This is a genomic window from Proteus hauseri (genome assembly GCF_040139125.1).
In the GTDB taxonomy this organism is placed as follows: domain Bacteria; phylum Pseudomonadota; class Gammaproteobacteria; order Enterobacterales; family Enterobacteriaceae; genus Proteus; species Proteus hauseri_B.
Genome location: NZ_JBEEUB010000006.1, coordinates 17450 through 34327 on the forward strand (window position 1 = coordinate 17450; position 16878 = coordinate 34327).

At 39.9% G+C, this 16878-nt stretch carries 15 protein-coding genes; 14 read left to right on the top strand and 1 reads right to left on the bottom strand.

Annotation, left to right across the window (positions count from 1 at the left end; translation table 11 throughout):
• Position 1 precedes the first annotated feature (1 nt).
• Complete coding sequence (rhlB, locus tag ABN099_RS11040; RefSeq protein ID WP_349463831.1) at positions 2-1300, bottom strand: ATP-dependent RNA helicase RhlB; 1299 nt, start codon at positions 1298-1300, stop codon at positions 2-4.
• A gap of 119 nt (positions 1301-1419) precedes the next feature.
• On the opposite strand from rhlB, the gene trxA reads away from it, so the two are divergent.
• From trxA to wecG, 14 genes are all read left to right on the top strand, one after another.
• Positions 1420-1746 carry a thioredoxin TrxA gene (trxA, locus tag ABN099_RS11045; RefSeq protein ID WP_064718546.1) on the top strand — a complete coding sequence of 109 codons (327 nt, stop codon included), beginning with the start codon at positions 1420-1422 and terminating at the stop codon, positions 1744-1746.
• Between the two features lie 533 nt (positions 1747-2279).
• Positions 2280-3539 (top strand): transcription termination factor Rho, encoded by a 1260-nt coding sequence (gene rho, locus ABN099_RS11050; RefSeq protein WP_064718547.1) that lies wholly within the window; start codon positions 2280-2282, stop codon positions 3537-3539.
• Between the two features lie 397 nt (positions 3540-3936).
• Positions 3937-5028, top strand: coding sequence for a UDP-N-acetylglucosamine--undecaprenyl-phosphate N-acetylglucosaminephosphotransferase (wecA, locus tag ABN099_RS11055; protein WP_349463832.1), 1092 nt, complete (start codon positions 3937-3939; stop codon positions 5026-5028).
• 22 nt (positions 5029-5050) lie between these two features.
• Positions 5051-6109 (top strand): ECA polysaccharide chain length modulation protein, encoded by a 1059-nt coding sequence (gene wzzE, locus ABN099_RS11060; protein WP_349463833.1) that lies wholly within the window; start codon positions 5051-5053, stop codon positions 6107-6109.
• Positions 6110-6238: 129 nt separating this feature from the next.
• On the top strand, positions 6239-7369 hold the full coding sequence (gene wecB / locus ABN099_RS11065) for a non-hydrolyzing UDP-N-acetylglucosamine 2-epimerase (protein WP_349463834.1): 1131 nt from the start codon (positions 6239-6241) through the stop codon (positions 7367-7369).
• Positions 7366-8628, top strand: a complete 1263-nt coding sequence (gene wecC / locus ABN099_RS11070) for a UDP-N-acetyl-D-mannosamine dehydrogenase (protein ID WP_349463835.1) — start codon at positions 7366-7368, stop codon at positions 8626-8628. Before wecB ends, wecC begins: the two co-directional genes overlap by 4 nt.
• A complete protein-coding gene (rffG, locus tag ABN099_RS11075) occupies positions 8619-9692 on the top strand; it encodes a dTDP-glucose 4,6-dehydratase (RefSeq protein WP_349463836.1) in 1074 nt (357 codons plus the stop codon). The genes wecC and rffG overlap by 10 nt, the downstream gene beginning before the upstream one ends.
• 20 nt (positions 9693-9712) lie before the next feature.
• Entirely contained in the window at positions 9713-10594 is an 882-nt protein-coding gene (rfbA, locus tag ABN099_RS11080) for a glucose-1-phosphate thymidylyltransferase RfbA (protein WP_349464073.1), read from the top strand.
• The gene (gene rffC, locus ABN099_RS11085) at positions 10572-11303 is read left to right on the top strand and encodes a dTDP-4-amino-4,6-dideoxy-D-galactose acyltransferase (protein ID WP_349463837.1); all 732 of its coding nucleotides are present in this window, start codon (positions 10572-10574) and stop codon (positions 11301-11303) included. Before rfbA ends, rffC begins: the two co-directional genes overlap by 23 nt.
• Position 11304: 1 nt before the next feature.
• Positions 11305-12435, top strand: coding sequence for a dTDP-4-amino-4,6-dideoxygalactose transaminase (gene rffA, locus ABN099_RS11090; protein WP_349463838.1), 1131 nt, complete (start codon positions 11305-11307; stop codon positions 12433-12435).
• Between the two features lies 1 nt (position 12436).
• On the top strand, positions 12437-13693 hold the full coding sequence (gene wzxE, locus ABN099_RS11095) for a lipid III flippase WzxE (protein WP_349464074.1): 1257 nt from the start codon (positions 12437-12439) through the stop codon (positions 13691-13693).
• A complete protein-coding gene (locus ABN099_RS11100; RefSeq protein ID WP_349463839.1) occupies positions 13690-14775 on the top strand; it encodes a TDP-N-acetylfucosamine:lipid II N-acetylfucosaminyltransferase in 1086 nt (361 codons plus the stop codon). The genes wzxE and ABN099_RS11100 overlap by 4 nt, the downstream gene beginning before the upstream one ends.
• Positions 14772-16136: an ECA oligosaccharide polymerase gene (wzyE, locus tag ABN099_RS11105; RefSeq protein WP_349463840.1), complete on the top strand. Its 1365-nt coding sequence runs from the start codon at positions 14772-14774 to the stop codon at positions 16134-16136. The genes ABN099_RS11100 and wzyE overlap by 4 nt, the downstream gene beginning before the upstream one ends.
• Positions 16136-16873, top strand: a complete 738-nt coding sequence (gene wecG, locus ABN099_RS11110) for a lipopolysaccharide N-acetylmannosaminouronosyltransferase (RefSeq protein ID WP_349463841.1) — start codon at positions 16136-16138, stop codon at positions 16871-16873. The genes wzyE and wecG overlap by 1 nt, the downstream gene beginning before the upstream one ends.
• The last annotated feature ends 5 nt before the right edge of the window (positions 16874-16878 follow it).

The window sequence follows — 16878 nt, forward strand, 5'->3', positions numbered from 1 at the left end:
TTTATGAATGACTCTGGCGTTTAGGTCGGTTATTACGTTGAGTATTATTTCCTCTGCGAGGTGCCGCATTATTACGACGAGGCTGACCTTGACGAGGACGATGACGACGTTTTGGCTCCGGTAATTCGGTTAACAACGCGTCACTATTATATTTACTCACAGGAATTGAGTGCTGAATGTACTCTTCAATGGAAGGTAAATTCAGTGCATATTCTTCACAAGCTAAACTAATTGAATTACCACTTTTACCTGCACGTCCTGTTCTTCCGATACGATGAACGTAATCTTCACAGTCATCAGGTAAATCATAGTTAAAGACATGAGTTACAGAAGGAATATGTAATCCTCGTGCCGCAACATCAGTTGCAACCAGAATATCAATATTACCTTGGGTAAAATCTTCTAAAATACGTAGGCGTTTTTTCTGTGGAACATCACCTGTTAATAAACCAACACGGTGTCCATCGGCAGCAAGATGTGCCCAAATATCATCACAACGATGTTTGGTGTTTGCAAAAATAATGCAGCGATCTGGCCACTCTTCTTCAATAAGTGTCTGAAGAAGACGCATTTTTTCTTCATTTGATGGATAAAACAGCTCTTCTTTAATACTAAAGCCAGTTTTTTGCTCTGGTTCCACTTCAACGTATTCTGGATTATTCATCTGCTCAAACGCTAATTCTCTTACACGATAAGAGAGTGTCGCTGAAAAGAGCATGTTCATACGCTCTGCGGCGACAGGCATACGACGGAAAATCCAACGAATATCTTTAATAAAGCCAAGATCATACATTCTATCTGCTTCATCAAGCACAACGACTTGAATTGCATTTAGATTGACGTGACCTTGTTTTACATAATCAATTAGGCGACCTGTTGTACCAATAACGATATCAACGCCATTATTTAAAACTTTAAGTTGTTCGTCATAGCCATCACCACCGTAGGCTAGACCCATTTTAATCCCTGTATTTTGCGCAAGCTCTTTAGCATCAGAATAAATCTGCACGGCTAATTCGCGTGTTGGCGCCATAATAAGTGCACGAGGTTGATTGGTTTCATGCCCTTCTTTAGCAGGGTGTGTTAAAAGATAATGAAACGTTGAAGTTAAAAACGCCAACGTTTTTCCTGTTCCTGTTTGGGCTTGCCCGGCAATGTCTTGACCTTTCACAGTGATAGGTAACGTCAATGCCTGAATTTGTGTACAATTAGAGAACCCTTTTTTCTCAAGGGCTTCTATCACTTTTGGATGCAAGGCGAAGTCGGAAAACTTCTTTTCTGTCAAATATGTTTTGCTCATAATGTAATAGAATATCAGTTATGGGTTGCATTACAAAAGTTTATCCGCTGAAATGCAGGCAGACTTTTGTTGTTTAATGTTACACTGGTACGGTCAATATTATTCTTTGGAGTAGAACAATGAGCGATAAAATCCTTCACTTATCTGACAGCAAATTCGATGCTGATGTATTACAAGCAACCGGCCCCGTGCTCGTTGATTTCTGGGCTGAATGGTGCGGCCCGTGTAAAATGATTGCTCCTATTCTAGATGAAGTTGCAACAGAATACGCAGGTAAATTAACAGTAGCGAAATTAAACATCGATGAAAACCCTGCTACCGCACCAAAATACGGTATTCGCGGTATTCCTACACTGATTTTATTCAAAAACGGTGCAGTTGCTGCAACTAAAGTGGGCGCACTGTCAAAAACTCAGCTAAAAGAGTTTTTAGACGAAAATATCTAATTTGATTTAGATATCAAAAATAAAACCGGACGTTTAGATGTTGTCGGTATTTCTGTTATTGACCGCTAGACGTCCGCTTAGAAGCATGATAAGTTAGCGCCACTTGCTTACATAATATATCGGTTTTTCTTGTTTATTTGATTAGACACAATTAAATAAGTCTGAAATACTGAGTACCTGAAATATTGAACAAATATTTGAATATAAGCAATCTGAATTCATCTAACCAGTCAAGTTGCCTTAGAATAATCTATAGTATTCAAGGAATATAAAATTTTTTCCAATATGTTCCTAACCCATAAGTTGAAAGTACAATCATTTCATTATTACAATGGATGTCACTTTTCTGGGTATGATGCTGACTGGTCTATAAAGTATCAACATACTCTCTAGCATTATCATTTATGTTATATAGCAATGTAAGAAAGTAGAAATCTGTAATTTTACACATGACGAAACTGACAGCGATTCGCTGTTATACTATTCACGTTCATAGTTCGAGAGTTACCCCGAGTTATTAAGAACCCACCATTATGAATCTTACCGAATTAAAAAATACGCCGGTATCAGAACTGATAGCACTTGGCGAAAATATGGGGCTAGAAAATCTGGCTCGAATGAGAAAGCAGGATATTATTTTCTCTATTTTGAAGCAGCATGCTAAAAGTGGAGAAGATATTTTCGGTGACGGTGTGCTGGAAATACTACAGGATGGCTTTGGCTTCCTACGTTCCGGAGACAGTTCCTACCTTGCAGGCCCCGATGATATCTACGTTTCTCCTAGTCAAATTCGCCGTTTTAACCTTCGCACTGGTGATACCATCGCAGGGAAAATTCGTCCTCCTAAAGAAGGTGAACGTTACTTTGCTCTACTAAAAGTTAACGAAGTTAACTTTGATAAACCAGAAAATGCTCGCAGTAAAATCCTCTTTGAAAACTTAACTCCTTTACATGCTAATAATCGTTTACGCATGGAACGTGGTAATGGTTCTACTGAAGATTTAACAGCACGAGTGCTTGATTTAGCCGCACCAATTGGTCGTGGACAACGTGGTCTTATCGTTGCTCCGCCTAAAGCGGGTAAAACAATGTTACTGCAAAATATTGCAGCAAACATTGCTCACAACTATCCTGATTGCGTATTGATGGTTCTTCTTATTGACGAACGTCCAGAAGAAGTAACGGAAATGCAACGCTTAGTTAAAGGTGAGGTTATCGCATCTACCTTTGATGAACCTGCTTCTCGTCATGTGCAAGTCGCTGAAATGGTCATTGAAAAAGCAAAACGTTTAGTTGAGCATAAAAAAGACGTTATCATTTTATTAGACTCTATTACTCGTTTAGCCCGTGCTTATAACACCGTTGTTCCTTCTTCAGGAAAAGTATTAACCGGTGGTGTGGATGCTAACGCATTACATCGTCCTAAGCGTTTCTTTGGTGCTGCACGTAATGTTGAAGAGGGTGGAAGCCTGACCATTATTGCAACTGCGCTGGTTGATACGGGCTCTAAAATGGATGAAGTTATCTACGAAGAGTTTAAAGGTACAGGTAATATGGAATTACACCTGTCGCGTAAGATTGCTGAAAAACGTGTATTCCCTGCGATTGACTACAACCGCTCTGGTACACGTAAAGAAGAGTTACTGACGTCACAAGATGAGCTACAAAAAATGTGGATCCTGCGTAAAATCATTCACCCTATGGGTGAGATTGACGCGATGGAGTTCCTCATTAATAAGTTAGCTATGACAAAAACGAATGAAGAATTCTTCGACTTTATGAAACGCTCATAATTTTCAGGAAGAAAACGAGACCATCATAAAGATAAAAGTGATGAAACAGTGTGCTCTATTACAAAATAAGTAATATCACCTCGATTTATATGCTGTTAAGCTCGTTTACTTTGTGTGAATGACGATATGATAAAAACGCCACAAATTTTTGTGGCGTTTTTTTATATGGATTATTTATTGATTGCAACATATGGAAACTAGATCTTGGTACATATATTGCATGTTTAATGTTTTTGATAAAAATAGCGATAGCATCAATGCAAATAGTTAAGGAAAACTTATTATTGATGAAGGGTGGTGGGTTACTGAGTTAACTCGTCGTGGTACAAGCTGGAACAGAATAAAAAAACAATGGATGAGTAAATAACCAGCTATATTTATTATAGAGAACAGTACTGTGGATATACTAAAAATGAGCACAAGCGTTTTATATGTGTTCTTATTTTCTTTCGTGTTTTTATTTGTTGCACGTAAAATCGCGAAGAAAATTGGACTCGTGGATAAACCTAACTATCGTAAACGGCATCATGGATTGATCCCTCTTGTAGGCGGGATATCGGTCTATTTTGGTATTGTTTTCGCATTTTATATTTCAGATTTATATATTCCTAATAAGGAACTTTATCTGGCATGTGCGGGACTGTTAGTTTTTGTTGGTGCCTTAGATGACCGTTTCGATATTAGTGTAAAAATAAGAGCGACGATTCAAGCTTTTGTTGGGATTGCCATGATGGTGTGGGGAGGATTGAAATTAGACTCTCTTGGTCATGCATTTGGTCCTTGGGAAATGCATTTAGGACCTTTTGGCTATATCGTCACACTTTTTGCTGTTTGGGCTGCAATCAATGCTTTCAATATGGTTGATGGTATTGATGGATTGTTAGGGGGCCTCTCTTGTGTCTCTTTTGGCGCTTTAGGTATTTTGTTGTACCAAAGTGGTAACTCTGCCCTCGCATTTTGGTGTTTCTCGTTTATTGCCGCTATTTTGCCTTATATTTTATTAAATTTAGGGGTGTGTGGTAAGAAATTTAAAGTCTTTATGGGAGATGCAGGAAGTACTTTAATTGGATTTACCATTATCTGGTTACTTGTATCATCAACTCAAAACCAACCTCGCCCAATTAATGCCGTGACTGCGTTATGGATAATTGCTATTCCGCTCATGGATATGGTGGCAATTATGTATCGACGTTTACGTAAAGGGATGAGTCCTTTCTCGCCAGACCGTCAACATATACACCATCTTATTATGAGAGCAGGTTTTACTCCTCATCAGGCTTTTATTTTAATTACGGTTGCAGCGGCATTATTAGCTGCTATTGGTATTATTGGCGAAAACCTATCATTTGTGCCTGAATGGGTAATGTTGGCATTATTCTTGCTTGCATTTGTAATGTATGGTTACTGCATTAAACGCGCGTGGCGAGTTGCTCGTTTTATTAAACGACATAAGCGCCGTCTACGTAAAGCAACACAACTTAAGCATTAATAAGCAGAGGTTTTGTAACGTGATGAACTCGGAAAATAACGCTTCCCAGCAAGGTGTTTCACCTGATAACGAACTCGATATTCGAGGTCTTTGTTGCACACTTTGGTCCGGAAAAATTTGGATTATAGGGTTCGCTCTGCTTTTTGCTGTTGTGGCTCTGGGTGCATCTTATTTGATGCAACCCAAATGGAGTGCTATCGCAATGACAGAGAAACCGACAGTGAATAACTTAGGCAGTTATTACTCTCAGTCTCAATTTTTGCGTAATCTTGATACACAAATTAATCCTTCAACATTCAATGCGTCGCTGAGTATTCCTGATGAAGCTTATCAAGAGTTTGTGACTCAAATAGCGGCATTTGATACTCGACGAGAATTTTGGTTGCAGACGGATTATTACAAACAGCGTCAAGAGAGTGATGAACAAGCAAATGCAGCGCTATTGGACGAGTTGATTAATAATATTCAATTTACGCCAGCAGATGAAAAAAAGTTGGTTAATGATCAACTAAAATTAATCGCTGAAACCTCTAAAGAAGCTAGCCAGCTATTAAATGCGTACATCGCTTTTGCTAATAAACGTGCTTCTACTCATCTTAATGAAGAAGTTATTGTGGCTTGGTCAACGAGAACACAATCGATGAAAGCATTGGTTAAGCGCCAAGAAATGGCGGCTCGTGCTGCTTATCAACGTCAGATTAATTTATTAGAACAATCAATTAAAGTTGCTGAGAAACAGGGAATTTCTCAAAAACAGACATCGATTGCTATGGATGAATTACCTGATTCTAAGTTGTTTATGTTAGGTGTCCCGCTTTTACAGTCGCAATTAGAAACGCTAATTGCAACAGGACCAGATTTTGATAGCGATTATGATCAAAATACGGCAATGTTAGCGACCCTCGCAGTTGGTGCAAAACTACAAGATAACTTCCAAACTTACCGTTTTTTACGTACACCTGAAGATCCTGTGAAACGTGATAGTCCGCGTCGTGCCTTTATGATGGTACTTTGGGGGGCTATTGGTGTTTTAGCGGGAGCTGGCGTTGCACTGACAAGACGTAAATCATTAAAAAAATAATAATTATTAATTTCTATCTTTTATGACAATAACGAGACATCAGGTGTATTTGCACCTGATGTATTGAGAATAAGGGCATATTGCTTTCCCAAAAATAAGCAATATAACAATGAAAAAAAGAGAGCCACTGTGAAAGTGTTGACTGTTTTTGGCACACGCCCTGAAGCGATAAAAATGGCACCTTTAGTGCACGCTTTAGCAAATGATAATTCGTTTGAAGCAAAGGTATGTGTTACGGCCCAACATCGAGAAATGCTTGATCAGGTATTAAATCTTTTTGAGATCCAGCCAGATTATGATCTCAATATTATGAAACCAGGACAAGATTTAACTGATATTACTTGCCGTATTTTAGAAGGGCTAAAACCTGTTTTAGCTTCATTTCAACCCGATGTTGTTTTGGTACATGGTGATACAACAACAACGATGGCGGCAAGTTTAGCCGCGTTCTACCAACGGATCCCTGTTGGTCATGTTGAAGCCGGATTACGCACTGGCAATCTTTATTCACCTTGGCCTGAAGAGGCAAATCGGACAATTGCAGGTCATCTTGCAATGTATCATTTTGCGCCTACAGACACTGCAAAACAAAATCTTATTCGTGAAGCCGTTGCTGATAAGAATATCGTTGTCACGGGAAATACCGTGATTGATGCACTATTTTGGGTGAGTAATCGCGTGATGGGAAACCAAGCTCTACGTGATGAGCTTGCGGTTCACTATCCATTTATTCAGCCAGACAAAAAAATGATCTTAGTAACAGGTCACCGCAGAGAGAGCTTTGGCGGCGGATTTGAACGCATTTGCCAAGCCTTAGCTGAGATTGCGTTAGCACATCCTGATGTGGAAGTGGTTTATCCTGTCCACCTTAATCCAAATGTGAGTGAGCCTGTTGAACGAATTTTGCATGGTATTGAAAATATTAAATTAATTAAACCTCAGGATTACCTGCCGTTTGTTTATTTAATGAATCATGCCTATCTTATTTTAACTGACTCAGGTGGGATCCAAGAAGAAGCGCCTTCATTAGGAAAACCTGTTCTTGTGATGAGAGATACCACAGAACGCCCTGAAGCAGTCGAAGCAGGTTCAGTTCGTTTAGTTGGTACGGATACTAAGCGAATCGTGAGTGAAGTAACTACTTTATTGACAGACGAAAACGCATATCACCAAATGAGTAAGGCAACAAACCCTTACGGTGATGGTCATGCCTGCCAACGTATTCTTGAAGCATTGAAAAAAAATCAGGTGACATTATGAGTTTTGAAACTATTTCTGTTATCGGCCTCGGCTACATTGGTTTACCTACTGCTGCCGCTTTTGCCTCTCGCAAGAAAAACGTCATCGGTGTTGATGTTAATCAGCATGCTGTTGATACCATTAACAAAGGTCAAATTCACATTGTTGAGCCTGATCTTGATAAAGTGGTAAAACAAGCGGTGGAAGAAGGTCATTTAAAAGCGTACACCACACCACAACCTGCTGACGCTTATCTCATCGCAGTACCCACACCATTTAAAGGTGATCATGAGCCAGATTTAGCTTATGTTGAATCCGCGGCGCGTTCTGTCGCGCCAGTACTTAAAAAAGGTGATTTAATTATTTTAGAATCAACTTCACCCGTTGGTACAACAGAACAAATGGCAGAATGGTTAGCACAAGCTCGCCCTGATTTAACCTTCCCACATCAACAAGGTGAAGATGCTGATATTGATATCGCTTATTGCCCAGAACGCGTATTACCGGGTCAGGTGATGATTGAGCTTATTCGCAATGACCGTGTTGTTGGTGGCATGAACCGTAAATCATCAGAACGTGCTAGCGAACTATACAAAATTTTCCTTGAAGGTGAGTGTGTTATTACTAATGCACGTACCGCAGAGATGTGTAAGCTGACCGAAAACAGTTTTCGTGATGTGAACATTGCGTTTGCTAACGAACTATCACTTATCTGTGCTGATCAAGATATTAATGTTTGGGAACTGGTTAGCTTGGCAAATCGTCACCCACGCGTAAATATTTTACAACCAGGTCCAGGCGTTGGTGGTCACTGTATCGCAGTTGACCCATGGTTTATCGTGTCACAAAACCCAAAACAATCTCGCTTAATTCATACTGCACGTTTAGTTAACGATGGTAAACCAGTGTGGGTTATTGATCAGGTTAAAGCGGCGGTTGCCGATTGTTTAACTGAGACTGGAAAACGCGCTAACGAAATCAAAATCGCTTGTTTTGGTTTAGCATTTAAACCAAATATTGATGATTTACGTGAAAGCCCAGCAATGAATATTACCCAACAAGTCGCGAATTGGCATAGTGGAATCACTTATGCGGTTGAACCGAATATTCATGAATTACCAACTAAACTGAAAGGCATTACGGAATTAGTGTCGACTGAACAAGCATTAAAAGAAGCGGATATTGTGCTAATGCTGGTTGATCATCAACAGTTTAAGGCTATTTCAGGTGCTAAAGTGACTCAAAAATGGATTGTAGATACTAAAGGAGTATGGCGTTGAAACGCATTTTAGTAACAGGCGGAGCCGGTTTTATCGGCTCTGCTGTTGTTCGACATATAATTGATAACACTGCTGATAGCGTTGTCGTGGTAGATAAACTGACTTATGCCGGTAATCTTGAATCATTAACATCGGTTGCAACCAGTGATCGTTATGCATTTGAGCAGGTTGATATCTGTGACAGAGCAGCACTTGATCGCGTATTTGCGCAATATCAACCCGATGTCGTGATGCATTTAGCTGCGGAAAGCCATGTTGATCGCTCTATTGATGGTCCTGCTGCATTTATTGAAACCAATATTGTGGGTACTTACAGCTTATTGGAAGCGGCACGTCATTTTTGGCTAGTATTACCAGAAGAAAAAAAGAGTGCATTCCGTTTTCACCATATCTCAACAGATGAAGTGTATGGCGATTTAGACGGCACTGATGATTTCTTTACTGAAACTACGCCTTATGCGCCAAGTAGCCCTTATTCAGCATCTAAAGCCTCTAGTGATCACTTAGTTCGTGCATGGTTACGTACTTATGGTTTACCAACAGTGATTACAAATTGCTCAAATAATTATGGCCCTTACCATTTTCCTGAAAAATTGATCCCTTTAATTATTTTAAATGCGATTTCAGGAAAACCATTACCTGTTTATGGTAAAGGTGAGCAAATTCGTGATTGGCTCTATGTTGAAGATCATGCACGTGCACTCTATTTAGTTGCAACAACAGCGCAACCGGGTAAAACCTACAATATTGGTGGACATAACGAACGCCGTAATATTGATGTGGTGAAAACAATTTGTGAATTGCTTGAAGAGCTCTATCCAAATAAACCGGCAGGCGTTGATAACTACGTTGATTTAATTACTTACGTGAAAGACAGACCCGGTCATGATCTGCGTTATGCCATTGATGCTGCAAAAATTGAAGCTGAGCTAGGTTGGGTTCCACAAGAGACCTTTGAATCAGGTATTCGCAAAACAGTGTTGTGGTATTTAAATAACCAGACATGGTGGCAACGCGTTCTTGATGGCTCTTATGCGGGTGAACGTTTAGGGCTTGGAAACTGATTGAGTAAAAAGGATAGATGATGAAAGGTATTATTCTGGCTGGTGGCTCAGGTACGCGACTACATCCAATAACCAAAGGGGTGTCGAAGCAGTTGTTGCCTATCTATGATAAGCCAATGATCTATTACCCATTATCTGTACTGATGTTAGCTGGTATTCGAGATATTTTAATTATCACAACACCTGATGACCTCACGTCATTTCAACGTTTATTGGGTGATGGTTCTGCTTTTGGTGTTCATCTTCATTATAAAGTACAACCGTCACCCGATGGATTGGCTCAAGCCTTTATTTTAGGTGATGAGTTTATTGGTGATGACCATTGCTGTTTAGTGTTAGGTGATAATATCTATTTTGGTCAAGGGTTTAGTCCAAAACTAAAACAAGTGGCTCAGCGTGAACATGGTGCCACTGTATTTGGTTACCAAGTGATGGATCCTGAACGATTTGGTGTTGTTGAGTTTGATGATGATTTTCGAGTGCTGTCGATAGAAGAAAAACCAGAAAAACCTAAATCTAACTGGGCTGTGACTGGGCTCTATTTCTACGATAATCGGGTGGTGGATTTTGCCAAGCAAGTAAAACCGTCGATTCGTGGAGAACTTGAAATTACCTCTATTAATCAAATGTATCTTGAATGTGGCGAGTTGAATGTTGAGCTTTTGGGTCGTGGTTTTGCATGGCTAGATACTGGCACTCATGACAGCTTAATTGAAGCGAGCACATTTGTTCAAACCGTAGAAAAACGTCAAGGATTTAAAGTTGCTTGTCTTGAAGAGATTGCTTGGCGTAATGGTTGGCTAAATGATGAGCAAGTAAGAGAGAGCGCAAAATCGCTATCTAAAACGGGCTATGGTCGTTATCTATTGGATCTATTACATGTCCGTCCTCGCCAATATTAATCATTTAGAGTGGGAAAGCGAGTTTTTCTCACTGAAAACAGGGCGTCTTGAATTTAGTACTCAAGCCCCTGTTTTAACGCAGAAACAACTGGATGAATTTGGTGTGGTTCATGCCAAAGTTGCATCACATGAGTTATCTCTAATCGATAAACTCAGTCAATTTGGTTTTCGATTTGCTGAAGGTGAAATTGATTTTAAGCTCTCAGTTGGCACAGAAAATGCTACAGAAAACATCTGTAAACAAACAGAGGCGCAAACCTCACTATTTCGAGAAGCGAACGAAAACGACATTGATTTATTAATGGCGACGGCTTCGGAAGTATTTGTGCAGAGTCGTTTTAGAACACCATGGTATCAACCTGATGATAGCGGTCGTTTTTATGCGTTATGGGTGAAAAAAGCCGTTTTAGGCACTTTTGATAACACCTGTTTATTGACAGTTGATAGCAATAATAGCGTGAGCGGCTTTGTTACTTTGCGCCAAGTTTCAGAGAGTGAAGCAAGAGTGGGCTTACTTGCTGTAATGCCCAATAGAATAGGACAAGGCATCGGTAAGCAACTGATGTCGGCAGCGAAGTTTTGGTGTCAGCAGCAGGAAATATCGACTCTGTATGTTGCAACCCAAATCAGCAATATTGCAGCTTCGCGTTTATATACACACAGTGGCGCTTTAATAGAGAGCACCACCTATTGGTTATACAGGGGATAATATGATTCCGTTTAATAAACCACCCGTTGTCGGCACAGAATTAGGTTATATGAAACAAGCGATGGAAAGTGGCAAACTCTGTGGCGATGGCAACTTCACAAAAAAATGTGAAAAGTGGTTAGAAGAACAATTTCATTGTCATAAAACGCTGTTAACACCATCGTGTACTGCATCGTTAGAAATGGCGGCTATCTTATTAGATATCAAGCCTGGCGATGAAGTCATCATGCCTAGTTTTACCTTTGTTTCGACCTCTAATGCCTTTGTATTACGCGGTGCTACTATCGTTTTTGTTGATATTCGTCCAGATACGATGAATATTGATGAAACAAAAATTGAAGCGGCAATTACTAATAAAACTCGCGCGATTGTCCCTGTTCACTATGCTGGTGTTGCTTGTGAAATGGACACGATTATGGCGATAGCCAAAAAGCATAATCTGTTTGTTATTGAAGATGCGGCACAAGGTGTGATGTCTACCTACAAAGGCAAAGCCCTCGGTACTATTGGTCATATCGGTTGCTATAGTTTTCATGAAACTAAAAACTACTCATCAGGTGGTGAAGGTGGCGCAACACTGATTAATGATCCGGCATTAATTAACCGCGCTGAGGTTATTCGCGAAAAAGGGACTAATCGCAGTCAATTTTTCCGTGGTCAGGTAGATAAATACACATGGCGCGATATTGGCTCTAGTTATTTAATGTCTGATTTACAAGCCGCCTATTTATGGGCACAGCTTGAAGAAGCTGAGAAAATTAATGAGCGTCGCCTCGCATTTTGGCAGATTTACTATGATGCCTTAACACCATTAGCGGCAAAAGGCTTGTTAGCGCTTCCTGTTGTTCCTGAAGAATTAGAGCATAATGCGCATATGTTTTATATCAAACTAAAAGATATTGAACAGCGTACTGCATTTAATGAATATATGAAGGAACACGATGTATTAACCGTATTCCATTATGTTTCGTTACACACAAGCCCTGCAGGTATGGAGTTTGGTCGTTTTGATGGTGAAGATATCTTTACCACCCAAGAGAGCGAGCGTTTAGTCCGTTTACCTATGTTCTACAATATGACAGAAGAAGAGCAACAGACTGTAATTGGTCATATTCGCGACTTCTTTGCCTGATATGTCATTAGCTAAAGCATCAGTTTGGACTGCCGGATCAACCCTAATAAAAATTGGGGTTGGTCTGCTTGTCGTGAAGTTACTCGCTGTCTCTTATGGTCCTTCTGGGGTTGGTCTTGCGGGTAATTTTCGTCAATTAATTACTGTACTCGGTGTGTTATCAGGTGCAGGTATTTTTAATGGCGTGACGAAATTAATTGCACAATATCAAGATGATGCAGTTCAACGTAAAAATGTGTTGGGTACTTCATCATCGATGATTTTGCTGTTCTCAACACTTTTAGCCATTCTATTTCTTATTTTTACGGTTCCCATTAGCCAAGTTCTATTTGGTGATGACTATCAGCAGTATCAAAACATTGTAAGAGCGGTCGCTTTTATTCAAATGGGTATTGCTTATACCAACTATTTTTTAGCGATTTTAAAAGGGTATCGCGATGCATCAGGTAATGCGCTTGCAATTATTGCAGGTAGTATCATTGGTGTGGTTGCTTACTATTTGTGTTATCTCTTTGCTGGTTATCATGGCGCATTAATCGGGCTTGCATTAGTCCCTGCGTTAATTTTATTTCCAGCTACTACCATATTATTAAAGCGTAAACGCTTTGCCTTGAGTGAGCTTAAACCAAGTTGGGATAAGGCAATTGCTAGCCACCTTGGTAAATTCACCATTATGGCAATACTGACCTCCATTACCTTACCTGTTGCTTATATCATGATGCGTAATCTTTTAGCTGAAAATTATAGCTGGGATGAAGTCGGTATTTGGCAAGGTGTGAGCAGTATTTCAGATGCTTATCTACAATTTATCACCGCCTCTTTTTCGGTTTATCTATTACCTACACTCTCACGTTTAACGCAAAAGAGTGATATCGCCAAAGAGATTATTAAGTCGCTTAAATTTGTTCTTCCTGCTGTTGCTGTCGCTAGCTTTATGGTGTGGTTACTGCGAGATTTTGCTATTTGGTTGCTATTTTCAGATAAATTTACCGCGATGAGTGGCCTTTTTGCATGGCAATTAGTCGGGGATGTTTTAAAAGTCGGTTCCTATGTATTTGGTTATTTAGTTATCGCAAAGGCAGCTTTGCGTTTTTATATTCTCACTGAAGTAAGCCAGTTTGCTTTGCTAACGCTATTTTCTCGTTGGCTAATTCCTGAGCATGGTGCATTAGGTGCCGCTCAAGCCTATATGGCGACATACATTATTTACTTCTTTCTCTGTAGTTCTGTTTTCGTGATTTATTGCAGGCGCAAATGACAACTTTGATTTACGTACTAGGCTCAGACATTGTGCATCATAACAGCACAATGCTACGTTTTTTTAATGACCATCTCGTGACTGAGGCGGCATTAACGTATAAACCTCGTTTTATCGTTGCCAGTAAAGATGGTGCGCTTCAGGCGCACTATCCTGCTTTAGACATTGAGTGCTTAGCAGATAAACAGCAGGTGGCACAAAGAGTCGTTGCCTTAGCTAAAGCGGATAAATCCCAGCGATTTCTCTTTTTAGGGCAGTTTAATGCGCCGATTTGGATTGCCTTGCTGACAGGTAAAATCAAGCGCCATCAATTTTGGTGGCATATCTGGGGTGCCGACCTTTATCAAGATTCAAAACAGCTGAAATTTAAACTGTTTTATTTGCTTCGTAAGCTAGCGCAAAAGCGTGTTGGGCGAGTGTTTGGTACGCGAGGTGATCTTAACTACTTTGCGCAATCCAACGTAAATGTGCCGGCAAGTTTGCTCTACTTCCCAACGAGGATGGATCCTAAACTCACGGTTACTGAGAAAGCAAATATTGATGAGCAGCAAATAACTATTTTGCTGGGTAACTCTGGTGATAAATCTAATCGCCATATCGATGCATTAAATGCGATAGCAGAACAATTTGGTCAGCGAGCAAAAGTGATTATCCCAATGGGATATCCTGAAAATAATGATGCTTATATCCAAGAGGTTTCTCAAGCGGCTGATACGTTATTTGCTCGTGGTCATGTTGAGGTATTACGTGAAAAACTGGCATTTGATGATTATCTCGCATTATTGAAAACGTGTGATTTAGGCTATTTTATTTTTCATCGTCAGCAAGGTATTGGCACCCTATGTTTGCTTATCCAATTTGCCATTCCTTTTGTTATTAGCCGCCAAAATCCGTTCTGGCAAGATTTAACAGAGCAAAGTGTGCCAGTGTTTTTTTCTGGCGATAAGCTTGATATTCCACTTATTGAGGAAGCTCAACGCCAACTGTTAATGTTAAATCGTAATGATATTACTTTCTTTTCCCCTAATTTTACGCAGGGTTGGAAACAGTTAATTGAGATGAGTACAGGAGAGTCGCAATGACACTGGCGGAATTAGGTGGACTCGCACTCGTCTACTTTATCTCATTAGGTTTTATTTTATTGCTGACCTATCAAGAATTTCGTCGGGTTCGCTTTAATTTTAATGTCTTTTTCTCAATGCTCTATTTATTGACCTTCTATTTTGGTTTTCCACTTACCTGTATGCTGGTCTTTCAGTTTGATGTGGCGGTTGTTCCTGTTAATGCACTGCTACATGCATTACTCGCCTCTACAAGCTTCTATGCGATTTACTATGTGACTTACAAGGTAAGGTTGAGAAAACCTGCCAATGGTCCTTCTAGACCGTTATTTACCATGAATCGAGTAGAAACGAATCTGACATGGATCTTATTGGCGCTGATTGCCTTTGTAACCGTTGGAATTTTCTTCTTACAAAATGGTTTTTTACTGTTTAAGTTGAAAACATATAGCCAGATTTTTTCTAGTCAGGTTTCTGGTGTTGCACTTAAACGGTTCTTTTACTTTTTTATTCCAGCAATGCTGGTGGTCTATTTCTTAAAACCAACACAGCAGCGCTGGATTTTCTTTTTATGTGCCACTGTGGGTTTTGGTATTCTGACTTACATTATCGTTGGTGGTACTCGCGCTAATATCATTATCGCTTTTGCACTGTTTTTGTTTATCGGTATTGTGCGTGGTTGGATAACACTGTGGATGCTGATTGCTGCAGGTGTAATGAGCATTGTGGGAATGTTCTGGCTCGCCTTGAAGCGTTATGGGCTTGATGTCAGCGGTGCTGAAGCATTCTATACATTCTTGTATTTAACACGTGATACGTTCTCTCCTTGGGAAAACCTTGCGTTATTACTCAATAATTACGACAAAATAGAGTTCCAAGGTTTAGCGCCGATTATTCGTGATTTTTATGTCTTTATTCCCTCTTGGGTATGGCCAGAGCGCCCTGATGTTGTATTGAATTCAGCAAACTATTTTACATGGGAAGTGTTGAATTATCATGCAGGGCTTGCTATTTCACCGACTTTAATCGGTTCATTGGTGGTCATGGGCGGTGTTGCATTTATCCCATTAGGCGCCATTGTGGTAGGGCTTATTATTAAATGGTTTGATTGGCTTTATCAGCAAGGCGTGAATGAATCCAATCGTTATAAATCCGCCATACTACAAGCATTCTGCTTTGGTGCTATTTTTAATATGATAGTGTTAGCACGAGAAGGCGTTGACTCTTTTGTTTCTCGCGTTGTCTTCTTCTGCCTTATTTTTGGTTTATGTTTAGTTATCGCAAAACTGCTCTACTGGCTATTTGAGAGTGCGGGATTAATCCGTAATTATGTCGTTAGTCAGGTGCGTAATGAACCCCGTTTAGAGAAAAAGGAAAAGTAATGGAATCGAATTCAATTCCGAAGTATTCAATCCGCGGACATAGCATCTGGGGATTTCGCGATATGAAACATTTTCTGGATTATCTTTATGAGGGCACGCAAATTAGAAGTGGCTCGCTGATTGCTCTTAATGCAGAGAAAATCCTTAATGCAGAAACGAATAGCTCCCTTAATGAGCAGCTAAAAGAAGCCGATTATCTTTATGCTGATGGTATTAGCGTAGTGCGAGGCATTCGCCGTAAATACCCTGAAGCTAAGGTTTCTCGTATTGCAGGTGCTGACTTATGGGAAGCACTGATGGAAAGAGCGGGTAAAGAAGGAACCCCAGTATTTTTAGTTGGTGGGAAACCCGAGGTTTTATCTCAAACCGAAGATAAACTTAAATCACAATGGAATGTGAATATTGTCGGAAGTCAGGATGGCTATTTTACACCACAAGATAGAGATGCATTATTTGAGCGTATAAAGGCATCTGGTGCGAAAATTGTGACTATTGCTATGGGTTCTCCTAAGCAAGAGCTATTTATCCGTGCATGCCGTGAGATTCATCCTGATGCATTGTACATGGGTGTTGGTGGGACTTATGATGTTTTCACAGGTCACGTTAAAAGAGCGCCTAAAGCGTGGCAGAACCTTGGTCTAGAGTGGTTATATCGTTTACTTTCACAACCAAGCAGAATAAAACGTCAATTTAAGCTATTAAAATTTGTCGGTTACTACTATTCCAATAAATTATAAGTCTT